This window comes from Alkalicoccus luteus (genome assembly GCF_052061695.1).
Taxonomy (GTDB): Bacteria; Bacillota; Bacilli; order Bacillales; family Salisediminibacteriaceae; genus Alkalicoccus; species Alkalicoccus luteus.
Map to the genome: position 1 here is coordinate 185960 of NZ_JBPZEY010000003.1, position 23910 is coordinate 209869.

At 51.1% G+C, this 23910-nt stretch carries 30 protein-coding genes; 11 read left to right on the forward strand and 19 right to left on the reverse strand.

Translation table 11 applies throughout. The annotated features are described in order from the left end of the window. Positions 1–11 precede the first annotated feature (11 nt). The 4 genes from ACSZLD_RS05120 to ACSZLD_RS05135 are packed head-to-tail and all read right to left on the reverse strand — an operon-like array spanning position 12 to position 2608. The gene (locus ACSZLD_RS05120) at positions 12–614 is read right to left on the reverse strand and encodes an alpha/beta hydrolase (protein WP_444684441.1); all 603 of its coding nucleotides are present in this window, start codon (positions 612–614) and stop codon (positions 12–14) included. Then, positions 611–1555 (reverse strand): ring-cleaving dioxygenase, encoded by a 945-nt coding sequence (locus ACSZLD_RS05125; RefSeq protein ID WP_444684442.1) that lies wholly within the window; start codon positions 1553–1555, stop codon positions 611–613. The genes ACSZLD_RS05120 and ACSZLD_RS05125 overlap by 4 nt, the downstream gene beginning before the upstream one ends. Continuing rightward, on the reverse strand, positions 1552–2121 hold the full coding sequence (locus tag ACSZLD_RS05130; RefSeq protein WP_377907880.1) for an NADPH-dependent FMN reductase: 570 nt from the start codon (positions 2119–2121) through the stop codon (positions 1552–1554). The genes ACSZLD_RS05125 and ACSZLD_RS05130 overlap by 4 nt, the downstream gene beginning before the upstream one ends. 58 nt (positions 2122–2179) lie before the next feature. Next, entirely contained in the window at positions 2180–2608 is a 429-nt protein-coding gene (locus tag ACSZLD_RS05135; protein WP_444684443.1) for a MarR family winged helix-turn-helix transcriptional regulator, read from the reverse strand. 169 nt (positions 2609–2777) lie between these two features. Here ACSZLD_RS05135 and ACSZLD_RS05140 point away from each other — a divergent pair, with 169 nt between their 5' ends. The 3 genes from ACSZLD_RS05140 (at position 2778) to ACSZLD_RS05150 (ending at position 5528) form a co-directional block, all read left to right on the forward strand. After that, complete coding sequence (locus tag ACSZLD_RS05140; protein ID WP_377907878.1) at positions 2778–2909, forward strand: hypothetical protein; 132 nt, start codon at positions 2778–2780, stop codon at positions 2907–2909. Between the two features lie 12 nt (positions 2910–2921). Next, positions 2922–3719, forward strand: coding sequence for a class I SAM-dependent methyltransferase (locus ACSZLD_RS05145; RefSeq protein ID WP_444684444.1), 798 nt, complete (start codon positions 2922–2924; stop codon positions 3717–3719). A 90-nt stretch (positions 3720–3809) separates the two neighbouring features. After that, positions 3810–5528 carry an ABC transporter ATP-binding protein gene (locus ACSZLD_RS05150; RefSeq protein ID WP_444684445.1) on the forward strand — a complete coding sequence of 573 codons (1719 nt, stop codon included), beginning with the start codon at positions 3810–3812 and terminating at the stop codon, positions 5526–5528. A 784-nt stretch (positions 5529–6312) separates the two neighbouring features. Here the strand turns inward: ACSZLD_RS05150 and ACSZLD_RS05155 are convergent. The 8 genes from ACSZLD_RS05155 to ACSZLD_RS05190 form a co-directional block, all read right to left on the reverse strand. Continuing rightward, positions 6313–7065, reverse strand: a complete 753-nt coding sequence (locus ACSZLD_RS05155) for a phosphotransferase (protein WP_377907875.1) — start codon at positions 7063–7065, stop codon at positions 6313–6315. Positions 7066–7079: 14 nt separating this feature from the next. After that, positions 7080–7442: a nuclear transport factor 2 family protein gene (locus ACSZLD_RS05160; RefSeq protein WP_377907874.1), complete on the reverse strand. Its 363-nt coding sequence runs from the start codon at positions 7440–7442 to the stop codon at positions 7080–7082. A gap of 82 nt (positions 7443–7524) precedes the next feature. Further along, positions 7525–8691 carry a chromate efflux transporter gene (gene chrA, locus ACSZLD_RS05165; RefSeq protein ID WP_444684446.1) on the reverse strand — a complete coding sequence of 389 codons (1167 nt, stop codon included), beginning with the start codon at positions 8689–8691 and terminating at the stop codon, positions 7525–7527. A gap of 15 nt (positions 8692–8706) precedes the next feature. Next, positions 8707–8829 carry a hypothetical protein gene (locus tag ACSZLD_RS05170; protein WP_377907872.1) on the reverse strand — a complete coding sequence of 41 codons (123 nt, stop codon included), beginning with the start codon at positions 8827–8829 and terminating at the stop codon, positions 8707–8709. Between the two features lie 45 nt (positions 8830–8874). Next, complete coding sequence (locus ACSZLD_RS05175) at positions 8875–9114, reverse strand: hypothetical protein (RefSeq protein WP_444684447.1); 240 nt, start codon at positions 9112–9114, stop codon at positions 8875–8877. 183 nt (positions 9115–9297) lie between these two features. Continuing rightward, complete coding sequence (locus ACSZLD_RS05180) at positions 9298–10515, reverse strand: MFS transporter (protein ID WP_444684448.1); 1218 nt, start codon at positions 10513–10515, stop codon at positions 9298–9300. Between the two features lie 17 nt (positions 10516–10532). Continuing rightward, positions 10533–11555 (reverse strand): ArsR/SmtB family transcription factor, encoded by a 1023-nt coding sequence (locus ACSZLD_RS05185; protein ID WP_444684449.1) that lies wholly within the window; start codon positions 11553–11555, stop codon positions 10533–10535. A gap of 240 nt (positions 11556–11795) precedes the next feature. Further along, positions 11796–12332, reverse strand: a complete 537-nt coding sequence (locus tag ACSZLD_RS05190; RefSeq protein WP_444684450.1) for a hypothetical protein — start codon at positions 12330–12332, stop codon at positions 11796–11798. A 229-nt stretch (positions 12333–12561) separates the two neighbouring features. Here ACSZLD_RS05190 and ACSZLD_RS05195 point away from each other — a divergent pair, with 229 nt between their 5' ends. Both ACSZLD_RS05195 and ACSZLD_RS05200 read left to right on the forward strand, forming a co-directional pair. Then, on the forward strand, positions 12562–13173 hold the full coding sequence (locus tag ACSZLD_RS05195) for a hypothetical protein (RefSeq protein ID WP_444684451.1): 612 nt from the start codon (positions 12562–12564) through the stop codon (positions 13171–13173). A 75-nt stretch (positions 13174–13248) separates the two neighbouring features. After that, positions 13249–13470 (forward strand): hypothetical protein, encoded by a 222-nt coding sequence (locus ACSZLD_RS05200; protein WP_444684452.1) that lies wholly within the window; start codon positions 13249–13251, stop codon positions 13468–13470. A 15-nt stretch (positions 13471–13485) separates the two neighbouring features. Here the strand turns inward: ACSZLD_RS05200 and ACSZLD_RS05205 are convergent, their stop codons facing one another. After that, on the reverse strand, positions 13486–14580 hold the full coding sequence (locus ACSZLD_RS05205; protein ID WP_444684453.1) for an MBL fold metallo-hydrolase: 1095 nt from the start codon (positions 14578–14580) through the stop codon (positions 13486–13488). Positions 14581–14737: 157 nt separating this feature from the next. On the opposite strand from ACSZLD_RS05205, the gene ACSZLD_RS05210 reads away from it, so the two are divergent. Continuing rightward, positions 14738–15112, forward strand: a complete 375-nt coding sequence (locus ACSZLD_RS05210; protein WP_444684454.1) for a hypothetical protein — start codon at positions 14738–14740, stop codon at positions 15110–15112. A gap of 101 nt (positions 15113–15213) precedes the next feature. Then, positions 15214–15726 (forward strand): hypothetical protein, encoded by a 513-nt coding sequence (locus ACSZLD_RS05215; RefSeq protein ID WP_444684455.1) that lies wholly within the window; start codon positions 15214–15216, stop codon positions 15724–15726. Between the two features lie 451 nt (positions 15727–16177). Here the strand turns inward: ACSZLD_RS05215 and ACSZLD_RS05220 are convergent, their stop codons facing one another. Further along, a complete protein-coding gene (locus ACSZLD_RS05220) occupies positions 16178–16474 on the reverse strand; it encodes a hypothetical protein (protein ID WP_444684456.1) in 297 nt (98 codons plus the stop codon). Positions 16475–16578: 104 nt separating this feature from the next. Between ACSZLD_RS05220 and ACSZLD_RS05225 the strand changes: the two genes are divergently transcribed. The 4 genes from ACSZLD_RS05225 to ACSZLD_RS05240 all read left to right on the forward strand — a co-directional run bounded on the left by ACSZLD_RS05225 (position 16579) and on the right by ACSZLD_RS05240 (position 18582). After that, the gene (locus ACSZLD_RS05225) at positions 16579–17034 is read left to right on the forward strand and encodes a hypothetical protein (RefSeq protein WP_444684457.1); all 456 of its coding nucleotides are present in this window, start codon (positions 16579–16581) and stop codon (positions 17032–17034) included. A 19-nt stretch (positions 17035–17053) separates the two neighbouring features. Then, positions 17054–17275 carry a hypothetical protein gene (locus tag ACSZLD_RS05230; RefSeq protein ID WP_444684458.1) on the forward strand — a complete coding sequence of 74 codons (222 nt, stop codon included), beginning with the start codon at positions 17054–17056 and terminating at the stop codon, positions 17273–17275. Beyond that, positions 17272–17619: a cupin domain-containing protein gene (locus ACSZLD_RS05235; RefSeq protein WP_444684459.1), complete on the forward strand. Its 348-nt coding sequence runs from the start codon at positions 17272–17274 to the stop codon at positions 17617–17619. Before ACSZLD_RS05230 ends, ACSZLD_RS05235 begins: the two co-directional genes overlap by 4 nt. An 84-nt stretch (positions 17620–17703) precedes the next feature. After that, complete coding sequence (locus ACSZLD_RS05240) at positions 17704–18582, forward strand: hypothetical protein (protein ID WP_444684460.1); 879 nt, start codon at positions 17704–17706, stop codon at positions 18580–18582. A 91-nt stretch (positions 18583–18673) separates the two neighbouring features. Here the strand turns inward: ACSZLD_RS05240 and ACSZLD_RS05245 are convergent, their stop codons facing one another. The 5 genes from ACSZLD_RS05245 to ACSZLD_RS05265 form a co-directional block, all read right to left on the reverse strand. Further along, the gene (locus tag ACSZLD_RS05245) at positions 18674–20176 is read right to left on the reverse strand and encodes a UDP-N-acetylmuramoyl-L-alanyl-D-glutamate--2,6-diaminopimelate ligase (protein WP_444684461.1); all 1503 of its coding nucleotides are present in this window, start codon (positions 20174–20176) and stop codon (positions 18674–18676) included. 309 nt (positions 20177–20485) lie between these two features. Beyond that, positions 20486–20788 carry a hypothetical protein gene (locus tag ACSZLD_RS05250; RefSeq protein ID WP_168006121.1) on the reverse strand — a complete coding sequence of 101 codons (303 nt, stop codon included), beginning with the start codon at positions 20786–20788 and terminating at the stop codon, positions 20486–20488. Positions 20789–20922: 134 nt separating this feature from the next. Further along, entirely contained in the window at positions 20923–22035 is a 1113-nt protein-coding gene (gene menC / locus ACSZLD_RS05255) for an o-succinylbenzoate synthase (protein WP_444684462.1), read from the reverse strand. Then, entirely contained in the window at positions 22025–22816 is a 792-nt protein-coding gene (locus ACSZLD_RS05260) for a GNAT family N-acetyltransferase (protein WP_444684463.1), read from the reverse strand. The genes menC and ACSZLD_RS05260 overlap by 11 nt, the downstream gene beginning before the upstream one ends. Next, positions 22813–23904, reverse strand: a complete 1092-nt coding sequence (locus ACSZLD_RS05265) for an amidohydrolase (protein WP_444684464.1) — start codon at positions 23902–23904, stop codon at positions 22813–22815. Before ACSZLD_RS05265 ends, ACSZLD_RS05260 begins: the two co-directional genes overlap by 4 nt. Positions 23905–23910: the final 6 nt, after the last annotated feature.

The following is a 23910-nucleotide window of genomic DNA, read 5'->3' on the forward strand; positions in this document are numbered from 1 at the left end:
GTCGTTTTTCGTTAAAATGATTGCTCGTACCACTCTCTCGAAGCGTCAATTTCCGTGCCGGTCAGCTGATGGCCGTTCGTTTCCACCTTCATGGAGACCTCGGCACCGTTTTCCTGCAATATATCCCGTAGCTTTTCCGTTTCATCCATCGGCACCATCTGATCGTTGATCCCGGCGCCGATAAAAACGGGCACGTTGGAGAGATCAGGCACCACAGCATCCTTGTTTGGAATCATCGGATGGTACAGGATCGCACCAGCGAGGCTGCCTTTGATTTTCAGAAGCAGATTAGCGGCAATATTCGCTCCGTTTGAGTACCCGACGGCGACCACGCGGGACGGATCGAATCCATAATCGTCCGCTGCCTGCTTAATGAATTCAAAAAGTTCATCGGTGCGGTATGCGAGGTCCTCCTGGTCAAGAATGCCCGGCGCGTGCCTTTTAAAGTAGCGGGTCATCCCATTTTCTGATACGTTGCCGCGGACGCTTAACACGGAGGCTTCTTTATCAATCATGGAGGCAACCGAGAGTAAATCGTGCTCTGTCCCTCCTGTTCCGTGCAGCATTAATAAAACCGGCTTGTCCTCATGACCTTGCTGATAGGTATGCTTCATGCTTTTTCTCCCTTCTGAATAGGTATTGTAAATGGCAGCACATGCTGCTCAATTTTTTCACGCTGCGCTTCGAACTGCTCCGGCAGCTTCAGCTCTTCCCCGAGCGCTTCGATTGGCTCATCTCGCATAAATCCTGGTGGATCGGTTGCAATCTCAAACAAGAGGTGTCCTCGCTCCCGGAAGTAAATTGCGTTAAAGTACTGACGGTCGCGCACGTCGGTTACACCGTAGCCGAGGTTGCGGATGTGCTCCTGCCATTCGATCTGCTCGGCGTCGTCCGCAGCGCGCCAGGCGATATGATGGACCATGCCGACGCCCATTTCGCCGCTTCCGACCGGCGTTTGTTTAATATCAATGATATTTCCGAGCTCAGCTGGCGCTTCGTAGCGAATATAGTCGCCGTCCTGTCCGATGAGCTGCAGACCCATGCCTTCTGTCAGCAGCTTTCCTGTTTGCTCAGGCCGGGAGGAAAGCAGAATCGCACCACCAAAACCTTTGATCGCTTCATTGGACGAAATATCTTCCGTCTCCCAGTCGCTTTTACTGCCTCGGTCTCTTGCCACGATTTCCAGCTGAAGACCATGCGGATCTTCAAATGCAAGAAACGTCTCGCCAAACCGTTCTTCTTTTTGTACGTGTATGTTCAGATTCGTCAGCCTGTTTTCCCAAAAAGCAAGAGCGCCTTCCGGTACGACGTAAGTGGTGACCCCGACCTGTCCGCTCCCGATTTTACCAGGGAAGGCATTCGCCCAAGGGAAAAAGGTGATGATCGTACCCGGTTCTCCTGTCTTATTGCCGAAATACAGGTGGTAGGTACCTGGATCATCAAAGTTAACCGTTTTTTTAACGAGCCTGAGCCCGAGAACGCCGGCATAAAAGTCTGCGTTCTCCTGCGGGTGCCCCACAATAGCCGTAATATGATGGATTCCCTGTGTTCTCATGTCTGCTTCACCTCTTCCTTTTTGTTTCGGACAGAGCGCATTGCTTCCGACCAGTCGTTTACCTGATCTAGCATTTGGCCGACCGTTTTCCGCTGCACGTCTGCCGGCTTAAATACAGAGCCGTTTTCAAAATCGGTGAACAATGACAGCGTCGGATGAGCCCGGACGTCTGCAACCATCAGCTCTCCGAGAATCCCGCGCAAATGCTCCGCAGCTCTTGCACCTCCTGCCGCACCATACGAAACGATGCCAGCTGCTTTGTTGTTCCACTCTGATTTCAAATAATCCATGGCGTTCTTTAATGCGCCGCTGATAGAGTGATTGTACTCCTGCACGATAAATACGAATCCGTCCTGAGCCGCCACGTCTGCTGCCCAGTTTGCCGCTCCGGATGCATCTCCGCCCGGTTCGCCAAGCAGCGGAAGCTTGTAATCAGCGAGATCGAGAATCGTGTATTCTGCATCGCCTCTTTCGTCTCCAATTGCCTTTACCCATTCCCCTACTTGCGGGCTGACACGTCCCTCTCTCGTTGATCCTAAAATAATGCCGATTTTACGCTTTTCCATAATTATATTCCTCCTCAAGGGTTTTATCTCGAATTCGAGATAATTGGTTAAAAAAATACTACTCTTCTGCTTTTCGACCGATTTGCTTTAATGTACTGATCATCGACTCCAGCTGCTCGGACTCCACTTCAGCAAATAAGCTTTCCACGTTTTCTCGATGCCGGGAGAACGCTTTATCGATTAATGCACGTCCGTTTTCTGTCAGCTCGGTGTACGTGATCCGCCTGTCTGTCGGGCATGGGGAGCGCCTGACGAGCTGTTTTGCTTCCAGCTTATCGACAACGTACGTGATACTTCCGCTTGAAATGAGCACTCGCCTGCCAATCTCCTGCGTTGGCAGTGCGCCTTTATGCAGCAGTAGTTCCATCACCGAAAACTCTGTTGGATTCAGTCCTGCCTTCGCTGCATCGCGCTTAATACACGCGTGTACCGAATCATGTGCTTTGATAAGCACAGCAACTGCTTTCAAACAGGCAGCAGGCTCCATCGCCATCCCTCCAGTCTTTTATCTCGAATTAAATTATCTTGAATATGAGATAATCTTATCACGCTTATTATTTGTTGTCAACTTACTTTATGTAAGTTTTTAGTTCGTATGAAAATGAAGCAGATTGGGTTATACTGGTAGCAATGCTAGACAGCGATGGAGGGTATTCATGATGTCTTCACAGGCCGTGTCGTTTGGAATCACAGCAGCGATTGTTACCTTCCTTCTTGGAGGGGCCGGAGTTTATCTCGTCACGAACTTTCTGCTGGGTCTTATCGCCGGAAAGCTTTTGGAGAATTAGGAGGGTATCGTAATGTATATGCACTTTGGAAAAGAAGCATCCGCCTACGGGAAATACCGCAACGATCTGCCAAGTGACCTTTTTTCCAGTTTAAAACAGCGAGGCGTTTCCTTTCACGATGCCGTAACGGTGGATATCGGAGCCGGAACGGGTGTATTAAGCCGGGCGCTGTCCCGGGAAGGTGCGGTCGTGACAGGCGTTGAGCCGTCTCCGGAACTGCTGAACGATGCGGAAAAGATGCAGCGTCAAGCCGGAACGAGCCTCTTTTATGCTTCCGGATCTGCAGAAGAGCTGCCTGCTGCAGATGACTATGCAGATATGATTACAGTTATGCGGGCCTGGCACTGGTTTGATCGCGAAAAAGCACTGCAGGAAATCAGCCGTGTGCTCCAACCGAATGGTCACCTGCTCGTCATGGACGCTGGCTTTCAGACAGGAACAGACATTGTCGACAAGACGATTACGTTTTTAATAGAGCGTCTTCCAGAAGGCTCTGTCTCCCCTGCTGGTGCCAAAGCAGCATCAAAACAGCGGATTCTTGGCTTCCCGGTTGAATGGTTTGAGGAGTGGCAGTCGCATCATCTTTCACTAAAAGAGCTTTATTCTCTTGACTACACCGTCTCGTTTACGAACACCGAGTGGTGTGGACGAATCAGCTCCATCTCCTGGATCGTCTCCCAGGAGGAAGAGGTTCGCAGAAAGGTGATGGAGGAGCTTGCGGAAATGCTCGTGAGCGAGTATCCGGGAGCGGTACACAGTATCCCGCACACGTGCAGCATTGCCGTACTGCGCAAGCAAGCAAAAACATAATCATATTTTAATTGATAATCGTTTTCAATTAGTATAGGATTCCCTTCAATTTTCTGGTATGATAAATACCGATGATTGGAGGGATTTTTTATGTTAAAACGGTTTATCCGTTACTATAGACCGTACCGAAAACTGTTTACGGTTACGTTTATCTGCGCCGTATTTGTGGCACTGCTGGAGCTTGCGTTCCCATTGATCGTGAACTATGTCGTGGACTCACTCCTGCCGACCGGCAACCTGACGCTTATTATCTGGGCAAGCGCTGCGCTGTTCGTCATTTACATATTCAACTCAGGCGCCCATTACGTCGTCACCTATTGGGGGCACCGGCTCGGGATTAATATTGAAACCGACATGCGTGCCGAGCTGTTTGAGCACGTACAGAGGCTGTCGTTTACCTATCACGACAACAATAAGACCGGACACCTGCTCTCCAATCTGACGAACGATCTGTTTGAAATTGGCGAAGTTGCGCACCACGGCCCGGAGGATTTATTCATTGCGTTCATGACGCTGATCGGCTCCTTTGCGGTCATGCTCTATATTAATGTAGAGCTCGCGCTGCTCACATTCTTCGTCGTGCCGCTGCTCGTCTTTATCGTCGTATACTGCAACCGGAAGATGGCACAGGCGATGAAGTCTATGTTTGTGCGCATGGCTGATTTTAACGCGCGCGTGGAGGATACGATCGGCGGAATCCGCCTCGTGCAGGCGTTTGCCAACGAAAAGCATGAACGGCGTCTGTTCCAAAAGGACAACCTGAAGTTTAAAGAAGCAAAAATCTGGTCGTACCGTATTATGGGGATCAACAACTCGCTCAGCTACATGATGATGCGGGTGATGACGCTGTTTGTTCTGCTCTGCGGCGCTTATTTTATCGTTCAGGGCACATTATCGATCGGCGACTTCATGGCTTTCATCCTGCTGACGAACGTCTTTTTCCGCCCGATCGAAAAAATCAATGCGATTATCGAGAGTTATCCGAAGGGCTATTCCGGATTCAAGCGCTTTCTCGCCATCCTTGATACGACCCCGGATATAGCAGATAAGCCCGACGCGAAAACGGTGGAGGTCGTTCACGGCGATATTGCCTATGAAGGAGTCCGCTTCGGCTATACCGAAGCCCGACCGGTGCTGGACGGCATCGATCTCTCCATTCGGGCCGGGGAAACCGTAGCCTTTGTCGGGCCCTCCGGCGCCGGTAAAACGACACTGTGCAGCCTGCTGCCGCGCTTCTATGAAATTCAGGATGGCAGCATCACCGTTGACGGCATCGATATCCGTGACATGAAGCTCGCTTCTCTGCGCCGGCAGATCGGCATCGTCCAGCAGGATGTCTTTATGTTCTCCGGCACGCTCCGGGAAAACATCCGCTACGGAAACTTGGAAGCTGACGATGCAGCGATTTTAGAGGCGGCGCGTCGTGCCGAGCTGGAAAGCTTTATCACCGAACTTCCAGACGGTCTTGATACGGTCGTCGGTGAACGGGGCGTGAAGCTCTCAGGCGGTCAAAAGCAGCGCCTCTCCATTGCACGCATGTTTTTGAAAAATCCGCCGATTCTCATTTTGGATGAGGCGACGTCTGCTCTGGATACAGAAACAGAGGCATCGATTCAACGCTCACTCACCGAACTTGCAGAAGGACGGACGACGCTGATCATTGCGCACCGGCTGGCAACGATCCGCCACGCCGACCGCATCGTTGTTGTTACAGAAAACGGGATTGAAGAAGAAGGCAGCCACAGTGAGCTGCTCAAGCGCGGCGGTCACTACGCACGCCTGCATGACGTACAGACGGTGTTTGTATAAGCATGAGAAAAAAGACAGCATCCCGTTTCGGGACTGCTGTCTTTTTCAGCGTGTTGATAAAGTCATTTTAGGTGAATAAGATGGCATCTGCCTATATCTGCGGACACTCGCTTTCCGGAGGGAACGGGCTCGGCTTTCCCTCCTGCTGTCGGAAGCGCTGGATCTTCGCCTCGTTCTGATCCTCCCGGAGTCGAGCTCCTTCGATGCCGGCAGCTGGCAGTGCGTTTCATGTGCTGGTTATGAACGCACGATCAGGTTCCATACAAGATAGAACTTCTCCATGAAACGTTTCGATGTTAAGTGGGGATGCCAATCCTTCATCGAATTCATGATAAATGGAAAAAAAGCAGTCGCCTCTGTCCTGACGTAGTTCTCCATGAATCAGAGCCGTTTGCCCGATGTGTCCGGCATGCCCTTGGAAGCCGCGCCATCCTACTACGCCATCATCCCGTGCCTTTCTTCCCTTCATACAGGAGTCACCCCGAGAAATAGCTGAAGGCCAGCCCACGGCAGGCTAGGTAAGCAGAAGGGAAATACTTTCAAACGAATAAACATGTAAGTTGAAAGACTTTTTCAGGTTGATATGCTTCGCCTGCGATTGATCCTACTGCGGCGAACATTGGCTGCATAAAAGATCGTGTTTTCGTTACAGCTGTTTCAGTCCGGTCGGCTTAAACGTTTCCCGCTCATGGCTCTCGTTAAGGAAGCGAATATTCATGATTTCAGGAGCGATTTTACAGGGATAGCTGCATACGTTCCAGAATGCTGTGTGCTTCCGTATTGCCTACGCGCGCTGCAATTGGGCTCGCACGATACGTATTTCCTGTTGATAATAATCGATATGGCCTTCTTTCTTCATGCGCTGGAACGCAGTTTCACCGGCAGCTGCCTTTGCTTCGATGGTCGCACACAGACTTTCCAGACGCCGCACAAGGATATCGGTAACATCAGCCGGTTTAGGAGCACCGTAGCCTTCAAAAAAGAGGTCGAGCCTCCGGATTCGTTCATCATTATTATGTGTCCTGCTTCTGCTGCCGAGCGGCACGCACGTATAGGCCGTATACGAAGCATCCCACATCGCTGTACCAGGACCCGCCATATCAAAATCAATCACGCCTGCCGGCTGCTGATCCTGAAAAATCAGGTTGTAGAAGGCAAAATCACGGTGACAAATGATATCCGGCTCATCTGGTGACAGCGGCATCGTTTCCCAATTGCCTTCAAGCGGAAAGTCGCTCACAGCATCATGATACTGGCGGAGCATGCCGGCGATCCGGATAAGCGCCTCATCCCGCCACATCCACGAAGCTCCCGGATAGTCCGCCGCAACACCTTCTATGTAGGTCAGCATTTCCCTGTTCTGATCGTCGATTCCTAAAAAGCGAGGTGTAAACGGCACCTGCTTCCGTTCCAGGTGCAGCAGGAGCCGGTGCACATCACGGCTTCCGCTGCGAAGGCTTCTGCGCACCGTGTGCCCGATCCGGACGACGGCCGACACATTACCGCCAGTTAACGGTTCTTCTCTGTGAGAATCCATGTCGCCCTCCTCCTTCAATCAGCTTTATGGCTGGCTGACGGCGTACCCTGATGAAAGGCGAGCTGCCAGCGTCCATCGATTTTACTCCAAATCGAACTTCGGTACGTCTGTTTTTGCTGGGTATGATCCACGAGGTAATAAACGGCGAGTACGGTATTCTCCGCAAGCGTTCGCACCTGATAGTCATGCATCGTCATCTCGGTTACGTGCACCCCGCTTTCCAATACCTCTCGTTTTCCGTACTTTCGGCCAGAGCTGCCTATTTCGATAAAGGAATCGGCAAGCAGCTCGCCAAGCTGTTTTATATCACGCCTGACGTCAGGCCGGATATGGGTTTCCTCGAGCTCGCGAATGTGTGCGCTTAACTGATCACTCATTACAGACTCCTCCAATCAGGTGCTGGCTGAGGTTCTTCCTCTTAAGCCCGTATAGCCTATGTCATAGTTGTTCAGATGTAGCTTATACTCCGTAAAACAGCAACCCGCCGACTATTCCGATGATGACAATCAGCCAGGCCGGCCGCTTCCAGTAGACGAGCAGCATGAACAACACGGCTGCAAATGCGAGATCACTTCCGTTTTCGACCGCTGATGTGAAGACCGGGCTGTATAGTGCTGCAGCAAGAATGCCGACGACAGCGGCATTGATGCCGGCTGCAGCTGCACGCATCCCTGGCGCCTGCTGCACCTTCAGCCAAAGCGGCAGCACGCCAAGCAGAAGCAGAAAAGCTGGAGTGAAGATCGCGATCGTTGCCGTCAGAGCCCCCGGCGCTCCGTCAATCACCATGCCAAGGTAGCTCGCAAAGGTGAACAATGGACCGGGAACGGCCTGAGCTGCGCCGTATCCAGCGAGAAAATCACTTTCTGAAATCAAGCCGGTCGGTACGACTTCACGCTCGAGCAGCGGAAGGACAACGTGTCCACCGCCAAATACGAGCGATCCGGCCCGGTAAAAGCTGTCGGCAAGCTGAATGTGCAGGCTATCCGTTGCTGATCGCAAAAGCGGCAGCAGAGCCAGCAGTGCGGCGAACAGCGACAGGCAAACCGCTGAAAACTTGCCTGAGAGCTTTAACGGCAGCGTTTCAGCCTTTGGTAAATCCTGATCGCGGTACAGCCACCAGCCGATCAGACCGGCTGCAATGATCACCGTTACCTGAATCCAGACAGCAGGAACGAGCAGAACCGCCACAAACCCGAGCACCGCAATCGAGGCGCGCTGGCTGTCCGGAGCCAGATTTCTGCCCATCCCTAACAAGGCGTGCGCCACGACAGCAACGGCAACAATTTTTAAGCCATCAATGATGCCAAGGTCGATCAGGCCCTGCTGCTGAAAGCCGACGGCAACCGCCATTAACAGCAGTACGGATGGCGTTGTGAACCCAATGAAGGAGATGAATCCCCCCAGCGTTCCGCCTCGTGCCATCCCGATGCCTATCCCCACCTGGCTGGAGGCCGGTCCAGGCAGGAACTGGCACAATGCGACGAGATCGGCATATTGTTTATCCGTGAGCCACTTTCTGCGGTTCACATATTCTTCTTTAAAATAACCTAAGTGTGCGACCGGTCCCCCGAAGGAGGTCAGTCCGAGCCGCAGCGATACGAGAAATATCTCAAGCCACGTTTTCACTATGTAACGTCCCTTCTACGTTGGTTCATACAGTTTGCGGAGAACAGCCAGTGCTTCCTCCTGGATAACCGCCTCAGGCCTATAGCGAAGGATAGTCCGCTGCGCTTCATCCACCGAATTTGCTGCTCCCGTTTCCATTAGTACTCCCGCTGCTACACTCCCGGTGCGGCTCTTTCCACCCTGTCAGTGAAGCACCGCGCGGTTTCCATTTTGCAGTACTTCAGCGGTATATTCAATAGCCCGCTTCAGCTCCTGTGGATCAGTCGGACCACCGTTTGCAAGTGAGAACGAAACGGATTCCTCCGTTACGGGGGCTTCCGCTCGCAAATCGATTACGACTTCCGGACGCAACTGCTCGATTTTCTTTGGTGCTTCTGGTGCAGCACACATCGTTAAACCGGTCATAAGTTCTTCTGCATTCATGCCTTCTGCCTCCTAACGCATAGTTGTACTTTATCCAGTTTATCATGGGAGAATGAACGTTTTTGTAAAAAACGGTTAACAATTTGGTATGTGGAAGCTTTTTTTACCTGCAGGAGGTTGTCAATCCAAAAAAGCTGCCTCCCAATGTAAATGGAGACAGCTTTTACAGGGCTGGAGTCCGAATTAATCGATGCTGCGAATCGATTTGGCGAACGTGATGACGACCAGAGCCTGTACGCCCATCAGAATGGCCCCGCCGATCATAATCGTATCAATTGCCAGACCTGCAGAAAGCAGCAGCGATGTCAGTAAATAACTGACCGGCACCAGCCCCAGTGCTGCAAACGTAAGCATGCTCATGACACGGCCAAGGTAGTCATCGGGCGTATTCGCCTGAATTGCTGAAATGAGCGGTATATCGATTACCGAAATCAGCATGCCGACGAAAGCAATAAAGACGAGACTCCACAGTAAGTCAGGTGCCAGTCCGAAGCCTAAGAAAGCAAGTGCCAACAGCAGGATACCAGACAGTGATACCAACCCGCGCTTTCGCTGAATGTTCAGCACCCCGACGAGCAGCGCCCCAGCAAGCATACCGGCTCCGCTCGTTGCGTTTAAGTAGCTGTAGGTCAGCTCGTCCCCACCTAAAATCAGGTTCGCGTAAATCGGCAGTCCCATCACAAACGGTCCGACTAAGAGCAGATTTAAGAAGACGGACGTCATCATGAGCGTCAGCAGAAAAGGCCGGCTTCGCATGTAGCTGAATCCACTTTTTATAGCATGCAGCACAGATTCTTCTCGATCCGATTCTTCAGGTACTTCAATGTCCCGCTTCAATCTCCAATCGATCGCAGCTGCTGCAAACAGCATAATGGAAACGACCAAAAACATCAGCTCATAGCTGCCGAACCCGATCAGAAAGCCAGCGAGCATTGGGCCGGCTATTAACGTCGCGTTGTTCGTCAGCTGAACAACGGAGTTTGCTCGCGTTAACTGCTTTTTACCAACAATCCCAGGAAGCACCGTCTGACTTGCGGGCCAGAAAAATGCATCCAGTAATCCGAACAAAAGAGCGAGCACGACGAGCACCCAAATGTTCACGAGCTGAAAGACGAGCAGGACAATGATCCCGATCAGCAGAATGGCCTTTGTTAAATCTGATACGAGCATAATCACCGCACGGTTGAAACGGTCTGCAAGCGCCCCGCCGATCAGCATAAACACCAGGCGCGGCACGGAGCTTGCAAAAAAGACGAGACCGAGCATCGCTTCCAGTCCGAGTGAGTCGACGACGTACCAGTTCACCGCAAACAGAAAAAACGACACGCTTAATCCAGACGCCAGAAATGTAAAAAAGTACAGGATAAAGGCACGATTGCGCCAGAGGCTTTTCTGTTCCATCGCCGTTCTCCTCCTCTTTATTGAGCAAACATACGTTCCACCTGTGCCATGACACGCTTAATTTCCGCGGTATTCACTTTGTAGTACACCCTGTTTTCTGCCCGGTCTGATGTGACGAACTGATGACTTAGTAAAATGGCCAGATGGTGAGAGATTGTCGAGTTTGACACACCGAGCGCTTCCGCCAGCTCATAGCCGTAGTGCGGGCGCTTTTTCAACAAGCGCAGCAATCGAAACCGCCGCTCATCCGTCAATACCTTCAGCAGACCGAACAGCTCCTCTTCGTTCAGCTTCGATTCCATCAGAGAAAACCGCTGAATGCCGATGCTGAAATGCACCGTGCGCTCTTTAGACACATCCGCCAGCATAAAGCCGATATTCAGCGAAAAGGATGGATACACGTGGATGACGTCCACGTTATCTACATCCACATAGTCAGCTACGAGCCGTCTAACGGGGTGCTCCGGATCGTTCGGCTGCTCAAGCAGCTCCGCGCGGTACGCAGCTGCTGCAGCGAGTGCTTCCTCCCGAATCGGCTCGTAATAGGTGGCGTACATTTCATCTATAAGCGCAGCAAGCTCGTCTTTTAAGGCTTCAGGCCGGTCCAGGTAGTAAAACAGCTTCCATTTTTCTTTCGCCGGAACAGCAAGCTGCTCGACGAGCCGTTTGCCCTGATCGATATCCGTTCCATCATACGTGGTGTCCGTGAAGGCACGGCTGAACATGCTGCTGCGGATGACGTTGTTATCCAGCTTCCGCAGCTTTTCGCTGAACGCACTTGCCGAAAGCTCCGGCTCCCCCTCCAGCAAAATTGGCAGCAGTGCCGGGACAATCGCGCTGTCTTCATTCATAAACACCTCCAGCCGCTCGTGCTCCGCTGCTGAAAGCCGCTGCCGAATCTGATCCAGCTTTTGCTCTGCCGGATCATGTTTGAGCATCCTTTCAACCAGCTCTTCATCTTCTTTTCTGCCGCTATTATGAATGACATACATAAAGCCTGTTAAATCAACCGCTTCTGACACGTGTACTTTCAGCTCCATTTGGCTTCACCTCTCTTGTTCGATTTTTATCGAATGTATTATTTAATTCATATTAAACTACAAATATTCACGTATGTCAAATGTTCATTTCGATGTGCATCGAATGTAAGGTCAACTAAAAAAGCCGCTGCGCGAAGCCGGCTTTAGCAAGGGGACTATGAACCAGTGTTAACCCAACATAAAACGAGTGCTTTACTCCGCAAAAAGGTCGAGGGCGATAGTTATCGTATCCAGCAGCCATTAAAACATATCTAATCGTATTTCCTCTTCAATCAGTACCTCTTCTTCCGTGTCGACTACCTGCAGATCCATAAATAAGCCGTGACGTTCCGGGCGCTCCGCAATCCAAACGCCGGTCTCCCGCGCACGATCATTAAGCTGCACGATGTCCGAACCAATATGGACTGCCGCTGGCGCCGGCTCTGTATCCAATGGAATCCGGCCGTACAGCAGCTCACTGTCTCCTACCTGCATCGGGACAGCGACTGTATGTGACGGAATATTTTCCCGCGTTCCTTCGATCCTCCAGCCGAGCAGACCCTCGGTGAAGACCGCAAGATTCGGCATGTCGTTTTCCCGATAGGCGTAAATAGCCGTCCCATCAAATTTCCATTCCTGGTACACAAGATCCGGTGACTGAAAGCCCTCTTCCTCCGAAAAGTCGTAAAACGCTTCTTCCGGAGAAGATCCTCTTCCCGGCAGCATATTCACGACGGCTGCTACAGCAAGAATTGCAATCATCAGCAGAAGGATCCCGGTGATAAGTTTCTTTCCCATGATGCCATCCTTTCTGTGCTCCTCTGCTTTAAGTTTTCCAAACTTCCCATCATATGTCAAACAAAATAAAGGAAATCTCTTTCCATTTCATGTACAATGGAGGAACAGTTTCTTTACGGCCGCACGTTTTATCATCGAGCCGGTGCTACTCTCTTACCCGCTGACCGCCCGTTGTTACACATCGGACAGGTCGTTCACAATAATGGAATGTGGATGAAAGGAGCGTCACATGAAAAAACGGATTTTACTTATACCGGCCTCCCTTTTCCTGGCTGCGTGCTCAGAACCAACCGAGGAAGACGTCGTTGAAATGGGAGAAGAGCATGGTCTCGAGGTCCTTACGGTCGAACGTGATCCGGAGCGCGAAGATCCTCCTTCCTTAAATCATGACCAGGTGGAACAGCTGTTTCAGGATATCGGTAACTCGCTGGAACATGATTCCCTGCAAGGAACGGAACGGTTTGCTGAAACACACGAGGAAGAGTCTCTCGTCGAAGCGGAGCCTATTACGTTCAGCTCACGAGACGAGTCTGATTCCAACAGCGAATCCGTTGCAGCCAACGTCGCCTTTGATATTTGGATAGAAGATGATCAAGCAGACATAGATCCCGACAACGCAGTGATCCAAAACCTTGTATTTGAAAGCTCCGGCATCACCGCTCAGGAATGGGAATCCATGACCGGGGCTGCCATGATTGATGAAGAAGGAAACCTCGTTTTTTCGAATGAAGGCAGGTGGAAGATCCACTTTCTCTATGGGGACATTGAAGTGGCCTTTTTTGTCGCCGACGGATGGTCTCTTACGATGAGCCCGGATGACCTTCGCGAGAAGGCTGCTTAAGGTGCTACAGACGGGTAACTGAAACAGATGACCGGTACCCGCCTGATTCACACGTTTACGAAAAGGACTGATAGGATGGAAAAAGCAAGCATTCACCCATTGATTCTCGTGTCGCTCGGGATTAGTGTTATCGCGATGGTGCGCTTGGCAGTCGAGCAGTTTTCAGCTCAGGAAACCGGCTACGGCATTGTCTTTGCACTTCTCGCGCTCTTGTTATCCGGGCTGATTGTGTATGGAATCATTCGCAATGTTAACATGAAAAACGAATCAAAAAGGCTTCAGGATAAAAGCTCCTGAAGCCTTTTCTCGTTCTTATTGATAAGCCGGCTGTCTCCACCAGTTTGTCTGCGGAGCGGGAGCGTGCCAGGCCGTGGTCTCTCCGATATGCGGAGTCAGCAGGTTGACATCCTTGCGCTCTGCTTCTGCCAGCGCCCGTTCAGCCGGCTCTTCCCAGCTGTGGAAGGAAAGCGTAAACCCAGCCCAATGGGAGAGCATCATGCTGCGGCCTCGTACGTCTTCAAACGCCTGAACCGCTTCTTCCGGTGTCATATGCACACCTTCCCAGCGGCTGTCGTACTGGCCTCCTTCCATGACAGCCAAATCGAATGGGCCATAGACATCCCCGATCTCTCTGAAATGACTCCCGTAGCCGCCGTCTCCGCTGATATAAAGTCGGCTCTCACTGCCGGCGATCACCCAGCCGCCCCAAAGCGTGCGGTCCCGTGCAGCCATCGTTCTGCCTGAAAAGTGATGCGAAGGCGTGAGGGCGACCTTCACGTCCTTTACATAGGTTTCTTCCCACCAGTTCAGTTCTTGAATCCGTTCCTGGCTCACGCCCCAGCGAATAAGATGTGACGCAACACCGAGAGGCACAATAAACCGCTTCACTCTTGGAAGCAGCGCCTGAATCGTCGGATAGTCCAGATGATCGTAGTGGTCATGTGTAATCAGGACGGCATCGATATCCGGCATCGACGGAATCATCGACAGCAAGTCCCCTGTATACCGCTTGCTTCCGGTTCCCGGCAGCGGTGCCGCAGCGGGACCAAACATCGGATCGACCAGAAGGCGGATGTCATCGATATGCACGTAGTAGGAGGAATGACCGAACCACGTCACGCTCTCATCCTTATCCCATTCTGGCGTCTGAACCGCCAGCGGTGCAAACGGGCTTCGCACATCCCGGTCGCGAAACAGGTCTCGTGTCATCGTGTACAGATCGCAAGGGTTTACGGAAACGGCTGACGCACGCTTGTTATGGAACCTGCCGTTATGAAGATTCGGAGCGTCCTTAAAGGAATCGCGGTGTGCTTTTCCAGGAGCCTGGCCGAATCCAGGGTGCATATTAATCGCAATTGCTGCAGCGGTGGCAGCTGCTAAACCTACTGTAAGTGTTTTTCTCAGCATAAGCGGATGTTCCTTTCTGCAGTCAGGATTAGTCTTATCTTAGCTGGAAATCAATCACTTCCGCAAGCGAAGTGGATTTACACACGTTGAAGGAAAGCCTCCGCGTTTAGCGAAAAACCCTGCTGGGAAAGGAATAGAAAAACAGGAGCGGATCACTATGTTCTTATTGTTTATTCTTGCAGCGATCGTCGGCATTTGGATCGTGATCCGTCAGATCGTTAAGAAGCTCTTCCGGATTGAGGACGCCGATAACGGCTTTTTCAGCTCTCCTTACGATTCCGTGCATCAAAAATGGAAATACGTGTCTGCAGCTTTATACATCCTTTTGGCTTTCGTTTTTGCTGCTGGTATATGGAATGAAGCCTTTCTTGTTTATGCACTCGGCGCTCTCGTCGTTGCCGTCATGATCGATGCAGCCGTGCAAATGTACATGGACATCAACAAAAGCGGCCGCCCCCGGATTGCAGCGCTGACATTCTGTGATACGGTGATTATCGTCACGGCGCTATTGTTCAGCATCACCAGAATATGATTTTTTCAAAATCGTGAAACCACTTCTTCTTCCTTTCCGTAGAAGAAACTGACAACTCCCAGAATTTGATGCAGCTGCAGACACAGAAAGGACTGGAAGAGATGAGGATCGTCATGGACCGGCCGCTCATTGGCTCATCAACAAAACCGATCGCCGTTGAACTCGAAAACGGCCAGCGTGCCCGCATTCACCGTTGGTTTCACCGCAACGAAACACGGCCTTCGGTTAACCCACGCTACGATGTTAATTTTCTCGTGAAGTCGACGGATACGAGCTATGAATTTTTTCAGGAGTCGTTTTCGGTGCGACGCGGTCATTCATGGTGCATTTCGAAGGATAAGCGCGCCATTGCAAGAGTCTTGAGCGTGTACAGCGCTAAAGAGAAATACCGGGTTGAGCTGCACGGCCGACATCTTCCCGCTGTTTCTATCGTTGCTGCCTGGAATGGCTCCGGTGACATCTGCTACAATGGCGAGAAAATTGGAGAAACAAAGCGGAGCGGATTTTTACTGAATCCCACGTATACGATTGAAGCCGAGTGTCCGGAATATATGGACCCCGGGCTGTGCGCCGGCCTTGCCATGGCCTTTTGGTCCGCGTTTCACCTCGGATAGGGAAAGGGGAGATAGGATGCAGGCCGTTATCATCGTTCTCGGAATGGCTGCTTCAGCAGGCTTTTTGTATTTCTTTGAGAAAGACCGCAAAGCAAAAAAGCGCTCCGAATAGCTGGAAATGCATTTGCAGTTACAGTACGCATGAGTAAAACGGGCCTGTGCCCGTTTTTTTAGCGTGGAGCGGTGCAGACAATCAATAGCTAAACGAAGGCCTTATACTGCTTAGCGCCGGACCATTCTACCTTTACACAGGTTAAAAGCTTTGCCGTGACTAAATGGGACTGAAGCCACGCAACAGGTCAATGTAACGAATGAAACGTCGTAATACGTACTCCATGCAACATAAAGACGCGTAAAAAAAGCGGTCCCATCATACGATGACCGCTGCGTCCTTACCAATAAAAAACGAGCCCCTAAAGGCTCGTTTTCCCGTATTTGCTAACCGTCCCGACTAAAAAATGAATCCAAAGATGCCGCTGATAAGAGACAGCACCATGCCTGACAGCGCAAAGCTCCGTTTCAAGCTGGCGTTTTGCTGCGGGTTGATGATAAAGAAAATCAGCATGCCAATTGGCAGCGGAAAGTACTCCATCCACACGACCGGGAGCCCAAGTAAAAAAGAAAGGGTGAGCTTTCCTGCAATCCCGTCCTCATCGATCCCACGCTTTTTTACTACTCTTGTCGCAGCCAGGTTTGCTGCGGCCGCCATTATCATTGCTACGATGAAAAAGGCACCGAGTGCAAGCACTGTATCTCCTCCTTCTAAAAGAAAAGTCTTACGGCAAGCGTGATTTCTCTATGTTACAATGGTACCACTCATGAACAGATTTTTCAGAAAAGGAGGCGATGTGTATGTCCATCTCGCGCTCTGTCGGTTTTCTTGCTTACGCCTTCGTGCTGTACAGCTTGTTTATTCTGACGGTTGATTTTACATACTCGATCCGCGAAAATGCGGCGGTTACTGGTAATCCGACGCCAACGTTCTTTTTCCCGCTTTACTACATACCGCTTGGCATTGTGCTAGGATTTCCGATTTTACTTTGGCGGTTCCGTCAATCCGGCAGCTGGAAGTTCGATTGGGATTTATTTGTCTTTGTCGGTCTTCCGCTGTTGTACATCATCTTTTTCCCGGCACTTTATTTTGCCGGTCCGACGTTTTTAACGCCGACTTCCGGAGCATTTACGACAACGCTGCTGTCGATTGAAGTTGGCATGATCTCTGGTCTTCTCGCCGGCTGCTTTCTCATCACCAGCTTTCGCAAACTTGAATCGAGACGGTATGGCCTGACCTTCGGCTCCCGTTCTTAACCCAAAAAGGAGACTGCCTATGTACACCTTGTTTTTAACACTCGCTGCTGTCATCGGCGCCTGGTATTTTGGAATCGGCCTGCGTAAGAGCAGGCCGCTCTTTGCGTTAGGCGGCGGCAGCGCCCTGTTTCTCGCTTTGTTTCTCTCCCTTGATCTCTTTTTGTTCGCGCCGTTTATACCCGTGGTCGTCATGCTCATTTACTTCGTTGTTGGCAAATGGACGGATGGAGAAAAAGCATGAAGATCTTCTCCTTTCAAGCTAAAGATGGCCGGCGCATCAGCGATGATGGATCGGACTTTGTCCATCAGCTTGTCACCCGCTTCGAAGGGGAAGCGGCGGTTTCAGTGGTTCACCTTCCTCCTGAAGGTACGATCGCCATGCATGAAGCACGTGTCCCTCAGCTAATGATCATATGCTCCGGCTCGGCTGAAGTATGCGGCTCTAACTCCCGCTTTTCTTCGGTAAAAGCAGGCGATGCTGCGTTTTGGACCACAGGTGAGCGTCATGAAACGATCTCCGACGAAGGGATGACCGCGCTTATTCTCGAAAGTCCGGTCCTTAAGGAACAGGATTTCAAGCTATAGGCGCTTCCTCTTATCTCTCCCCCTTTTATTTCCTTTATACGGTATACTAAGGAAGTGTTGATCACGATTCATAGGAGGGGTTTTATGCAGGCACGTCTAATGATGGTTATCGTTTTTATTACCGCACTATGTTTTCTCGGGTTAGTTCCGGCATCGGCTGCAGAAGATCAGGCAGATTTCGATACCGCTTCAGTGAAGGATGCAGAACCAATGTATGATAAAAAAGTGATGCGTGCTGTGCGCGAGTCACTCGGGTTAACGAAACACGATCTGAGTCAGGATGAGTCGATCCGCACCATGTCTCAGGTGGAAGTGATGGATCGATATATGAGGCAGACGAACAATCGGGTAAAAGGTCAGGATGCCAGAGAAGCTGTACAGCTCGTCTTTGATGTGGATATTTCACTCGTATCCAGGCTCGGGTATGGAAATACGCTTGACCGCTATGATCCATTCGTGATGGAAGCGGTTCGACAGTCGCTCGGCCTGCAGGCAGATGATGTCAGTCAGGATGCTGCGATTATGAATATGAAGAAAAACCACGTCATGGACCGGGTGATTCGGCATTACAACGATTCCTTAAGTGGTGCTGAGATCCGCCAGCTGATTAATTACGTATTCGGTATTAACCTCGACGGCATTTCCGGCCTCAAAGGAGCTCAGGTTGGTATTTTTTCCAAAGGCCAGTGGATTATTCAGGAGCCGGATGATCTGCTCGTCATCTCTTCCAGTCCGGATGACGTGGAACTCTATGTTTCGCTGACGGATTACTACCGTGCGTTCACTGGCAGCGACGCTTTTCCAGAAGCACTTGCTGCATTTCTAGAGGATGCCGGCTTCAGCTTCAGCAGCGAAAAGGACCGCTACGAGTGGATCAACCCGGACGGCGTCAGCGCGCCGGATCCATTCAAAGGGCAAATTATTGGAGAATTGCTTGCAACCATTCACATGCTGAATCAGTAAACATCTGCCGTTCCGCTCACCGGAACGGCATTTTTCGATCGTTTACTGCATACGAAAGGCCTCAACACATTGCTGAGGCCTTCATGATCGATCAGTTTGCTGAAGCAACTTTGGATTTCAAACATGGATGCTTACAGAGAAAGTCACGAACGTAATCATAATCGTAATACGGCTGTTTCTCACCGTTAATGATCCGAAAATCCTCCATACAAATTCCCGTAATGAGAACAAGGTCGCCTTCTGAAGAAAGACTCATCGCTTTTTGAATGGCCTCGCCGCGATACGCGACAGGATGGACATTCTTCGTCGATCGGAATCCCGCCATCACATCGGCCACTACCGCTTCCGCTGTTTCGTTCCCGGGATGATCAGCTGTAACGACGATCTCATCTGCTCTCCCCTCTACTGCTTCCGCAATCGGAGCACGCAGCGATTTTTCACGTATCCCGATGCCAGTGACCATCACAATCAGACGGTTATAGCGAAGCGGTTTAATCGTGTGAAATAAATTAGTGAGCGTCTGCGGGGTATGGGCAAAGTCAAACAGCATCAGCCGGTCTGATACTTCCGGGATGAGCTGGAGTCTGCCGGGCGGCCCTTCCAAGCTGGAGAGTCGTGTAAGTAAATGTCGAAGCCCGAGCCCCTTAGCAAGACACACTGTAATAGCTGCTATCGCATTGTATACGTTGTGAAGACCAAATACCGGCAGAAAGACATCGTGAGAAACGCCATCCACAATTAAATCAAGGTGGCTTCCCTGCTTCGTGTAGCGAAGGTTTTCTGCCTTCACATCCGCCTCACGGTTCATCCCGTATGTCCAGACGGGGCCAGTAAATGCATCCAGTATATCCTGGCTCATACCATCATCGTCCACGTTTACGACGGCCGTTTCCGCATGATCGAACAGCCTCAGCTTTGCTTGTTTATAGGCCTCGAACGTTTCATGATAATCCAGATGCTCCGGCGACAGGTTGGAATGGACGGCAACATCAAAATGGAGACCATGAAGCCTGTCCTGGTCGAGTCCGATTGAGGTCGCCTCCATCACAACCGACGTAATCTGCTTCTGGCGTATCCTCGACAAATAATCAAATAAATCGGCTGATTCCGGTGTGGTAGGGGTGCTTTTCGGCAGCGGAAGTGGTTTTTCGTGATCCCATACACCTGCCGTGCCGATGGAACCGGTTTTGATTCCAGAACGATTTAACAAGGAGCGTACGTAGGCGGTGATCGTCGTTTTGCCCTGTGTGCCAGTGACGCCGATAAGCGACAGCTCATGGTGCGGATCCTCTTCCAAATGGGCTGCATACAACGCCATTGCCTTTTTTGGTTCTTGAACGAGAATAAACTGAACATGAGGATGCCGAAGCGCGTGTTCATGCAGCGCTTCTTCATCGTCCCCGATGACCTGAACAGCTCCCTGGTTAACAGCCATATCAATGAAACGATGCCCATCCGACTGTTCTCCGCGAATGCAGATGAAACAGCCCTGATTCCCGATTGTTCGGGAATCATAGGAGATATGAGTAATACCATTCGGCTCAGGGCCCGTTTGTGTAATAATCTGATGATGTAAAATCGGGTAAAGATTCATGATGCAGCTCCAATCACATAAAAATAGTCTCTATTCCTTTACCCCGCTAAATTACGCATAAAACTGGGACAATCGTCAACACTTTTGCAGGTCGTTCATAAGCGCACGAACGTTGAAAAGCATGTAGTCGCTGACCTCGCACGCACATCATACCGAAAAGGTAAGAAGTAAAGGTTATCAGGACGCATAGTGTTGTTTATTATACGCAATTGAGCGGCAGAATGCATGAAAATGAACCTATTATCTTAATATAATGATTGGTTGTACTATGTATGAAGAGCCGCAGGGATCAGTGTCCCTGCGGCTCTTTCAACTACTGACGAGCAACGATAAAAATGGAATGATGATCATGACTCCTGCAATAGCAACGAGTGCTGTTGTAATCGGGCGTGAAAGCTTTTCTCTCCCGGGTCCCGTATACCAGCCGGAAAACTGCCAACGGTTCCGGTACAGCACAAAAATAAATACAAAAACGGCCATTGCCCCGATCCAGCTCCAATTTTGCACCTGGCTGTTTACGCTGTAGAGCGGTTCAAGCACAATCCACCAGGCAGCTGCACCTGCTGCAAGCATGATGCAGATGACTCGGACCAGCTCCAGCAATCCCTTCATCCGATCCCCTCCCACATTTCTTCTGCTATAAGCTTAGCAGAAAATGGGAGGAAAAATCCAATCCTCATTTTTCCAGTCAGCTTCTGATAAGTCTGCATGGGATTGGTGCAGCTGTCGGTCTCAGGGTCCGGCCGCTATCGACTTACAAACGTTTGAGAACGAACAGTCAGCGCATGAATGCGGTCCATATCCGGCTCGAAGCCAATGCCCGGCTCCTCTGGAAGCATAATCTGACCCGCGGACATCTTGACCTCGGGCTGAATAATATCCTGTTCCCAATAGTGAGACGACGGGGCCGTGTCCCCTGGCAGTGTAAATCCGGGAAGCGTAGTCAATGCTACATTGTGCGCACGACCGATGCCAGCCTCCAGCATGCCGCCGCACCAAAGCGGTACGTCTGCCTGCTTGCACCTGGTATGAATTCGGCGCGCTTCGGACAATCCCCCTACACGTCCGATCTTCATATTAACGATGCGGCAGCTGTCGAGTTCCAGCGCTTTTCGCACATCCTCGTCGCTGTGGAGGCTTTCATCAAGACAGATTGGCGTATGTAATTCCCGCTGCAGCCGGGCATGATCAATGATGTCATCCTCTGCGAGAGGCTGCTCGATCATCATCAGCTGAAAATCGTCGAAGCGTCGCAAATGATCGATGTCAGCTAGCGTATAGGCGCAGTTTGCATCGGCCATGAGCGAAATATCAGGAAACTGCTCCCTGATCAGCTTCAGCAGGTCAATGTCCCAGCCTGGCTTGACCTTCACTTTTATCCGCTTATAGCCTTCCTCGACTGCTTTTGTAATTGTATCAAGCACATCCCCCATCGAGGGCTTGATGCCAATGCTGATGCCGACATCAACCGGACGTTTTTCTCCGCCAAGCACCTCATAAAGCGGCTTTTCGGCTTCTTTGGCATAGGCATCCCAGATCGCACCGTCCAACAGCGCTTTCGCATTATAGTTTCTGCGAACATACTGGAAGGCCCGAGCGGCATCATCAGGATGACGAATGGTCGTCTGAAACAGCGTCGGCAAAAGCTGTTCGCGTAATACGGCCCAGTTTGTCGAAATTGTTTCTTCGTTATAAATTGGTTCCGCAATGGATACACCTTCGCCCCAGCCGGAAACACCTTTCTCCGTGCGAACTTCTGCAAGCAGAAAAGCTTTCTCGGTTTCTGTTCCGACGCTGGTTGTAAATGGATGCTTCAGCTTCATGACTAATTCTCTGATGATCACTTCTTTAATCTGCATCTGGACGCTCCTTTGTTAAAACGTACGCATAGTGGCTCCCATAAGGCAGATAGTCCACAATAGAATATCCATTAGCAAATAACGGCGGCAGCACGGAACGCTGAACAAGCCGCCACGTTAACGCTGCCTCATGACTGAGCTGTTTGATTTGTTGAATAGATGACGGGACAGGTACGAGCAGGACGTCAGCCTCCGTATACCGGACCGTACCCGGAACAGGCACGCCGTTTCGTTCTTCAATCGGATACACTGTCTTTGCATCCTCGATCGAAACTGGCTGCTTTTTTACCGGTCTGGATGACCAGGAAACGACAAGCCGGTCTGTCGGCATTCCGGTGTTAATTGCGTCGTGCAGCTCTCCGTATGCGTTCACGATATACTCACTGCTTGTCGCGTCGAGTTTATGCAGGTTCAGTTTCGCGTTGACGGACTCCAGTGGATCGTACGTCCACTGGATCGTTTGATACCCTTTCGCTTCAGCAAGCGTTCGCTGCGCCTGCTTTAACTGTTCACCGAGACCCTGTTTTTGATAATCGGGATGAACAACGAGCGTATGCGAGCATAGATACACCTCTGTGCCGTTAAAGCCCGGAAAGCTGTACTGAAATCCGATCAGCCGGCGTTCATCAAACATGCCGAGCACGAAACCGCCGTTTTTAACGGATGTGATCGTCTGGTTAGGCGGCACGGCGTCATCCCGGTTCCAGATGAATGCTTCCAGCTCAAACACCTCTTCTAGTTCGGCTGTTGTCGTTAGTTCTCTGATTGTTACGTGCTTCACGCTTCGTCCCTCCAGTCGACCAGATCCGCTTCCGCGAGCAGCGCCGTCATGATTTCCACGCCTTTTGGCAGTGCTCTGAGATCAAATGTCATATCCGGATGGTGCAGCCCCGGCGTTAATCCTGAGCCAAGTCCGACCATAACGGCAGCCGGTGCTTCTTTCACATTCGTATAATGATGAAAATCTTCTGCCCCTGGCGTTTTCAGCACGTCAGCCACGTGACAAACACCGGCAATCGCCCGCCTGGCGCAGTTTGCTGCTCGTGGATCAATTACAGCCGCCGGTGCATGCTCCGCTGCCTCAAGAGTGAAGCGGGAGCCTGTTTCTGCTTCTACGTCGTCCGCTGCATGCTGCATCTTCTCCCATATAAGCTCCATTGCTTCATTGTCGGGTGCACGTAAATCAAGCTCAAACACCGCTTCATCCGGCACCGTATTAACGCTCGTTCCGGCTTTCAGCTTTGTCATCACTGCCGATTGACCGTCTATTGAAAAAGTTTCCAGTTTACGCATGAGTCGTCCGGCGGCGTAAAGCGCATTGATCCCGGTTGAGGCTCTAGCAGCATGGGCCGCTTCACCGGTGACACGACCTTTAACAGCGATTGTCGCTCCGTGCTGGATGCCGGCAGACGCTTCTTCTGCTGCCAGCTCGGACAACGGTCTGACGTGCAGCCCTGCCAGGAAAACAACTCGGTCCAACACACCATCCCGAATCATCTGCAGTGCGCCTGCTGCCGTTTCTTCAGCCGGCTGAAACAGAAAGCGGAGCGTATGCCTTGGAAGCGTATCTTTCAGGTTCAGTGCTGTATGGAGCACGATGGAGCTGTGCGCATCGTGCCCGCACGTGTGCCGGTAAACCGTACCGTCCTCAATTTCATATGGAAGGGCATCCATATCGGCCCGCAGCATCAGCACGTCCTCTGTCTCCCCTTTTATTTCCGCAAAAAATCCGTGGTGTCCTTCAAACGTTGTCAGTGAAAAACCGGCTTCCTTTAGACGCTGCTGCAAGTAGCGTGACGTTTTTTCCTCCTGCCAGGAGGGCTCTGCAAGCCTGTGCAGCTCCTCATACGTTTGCAGGATCGTATCCATGAAACA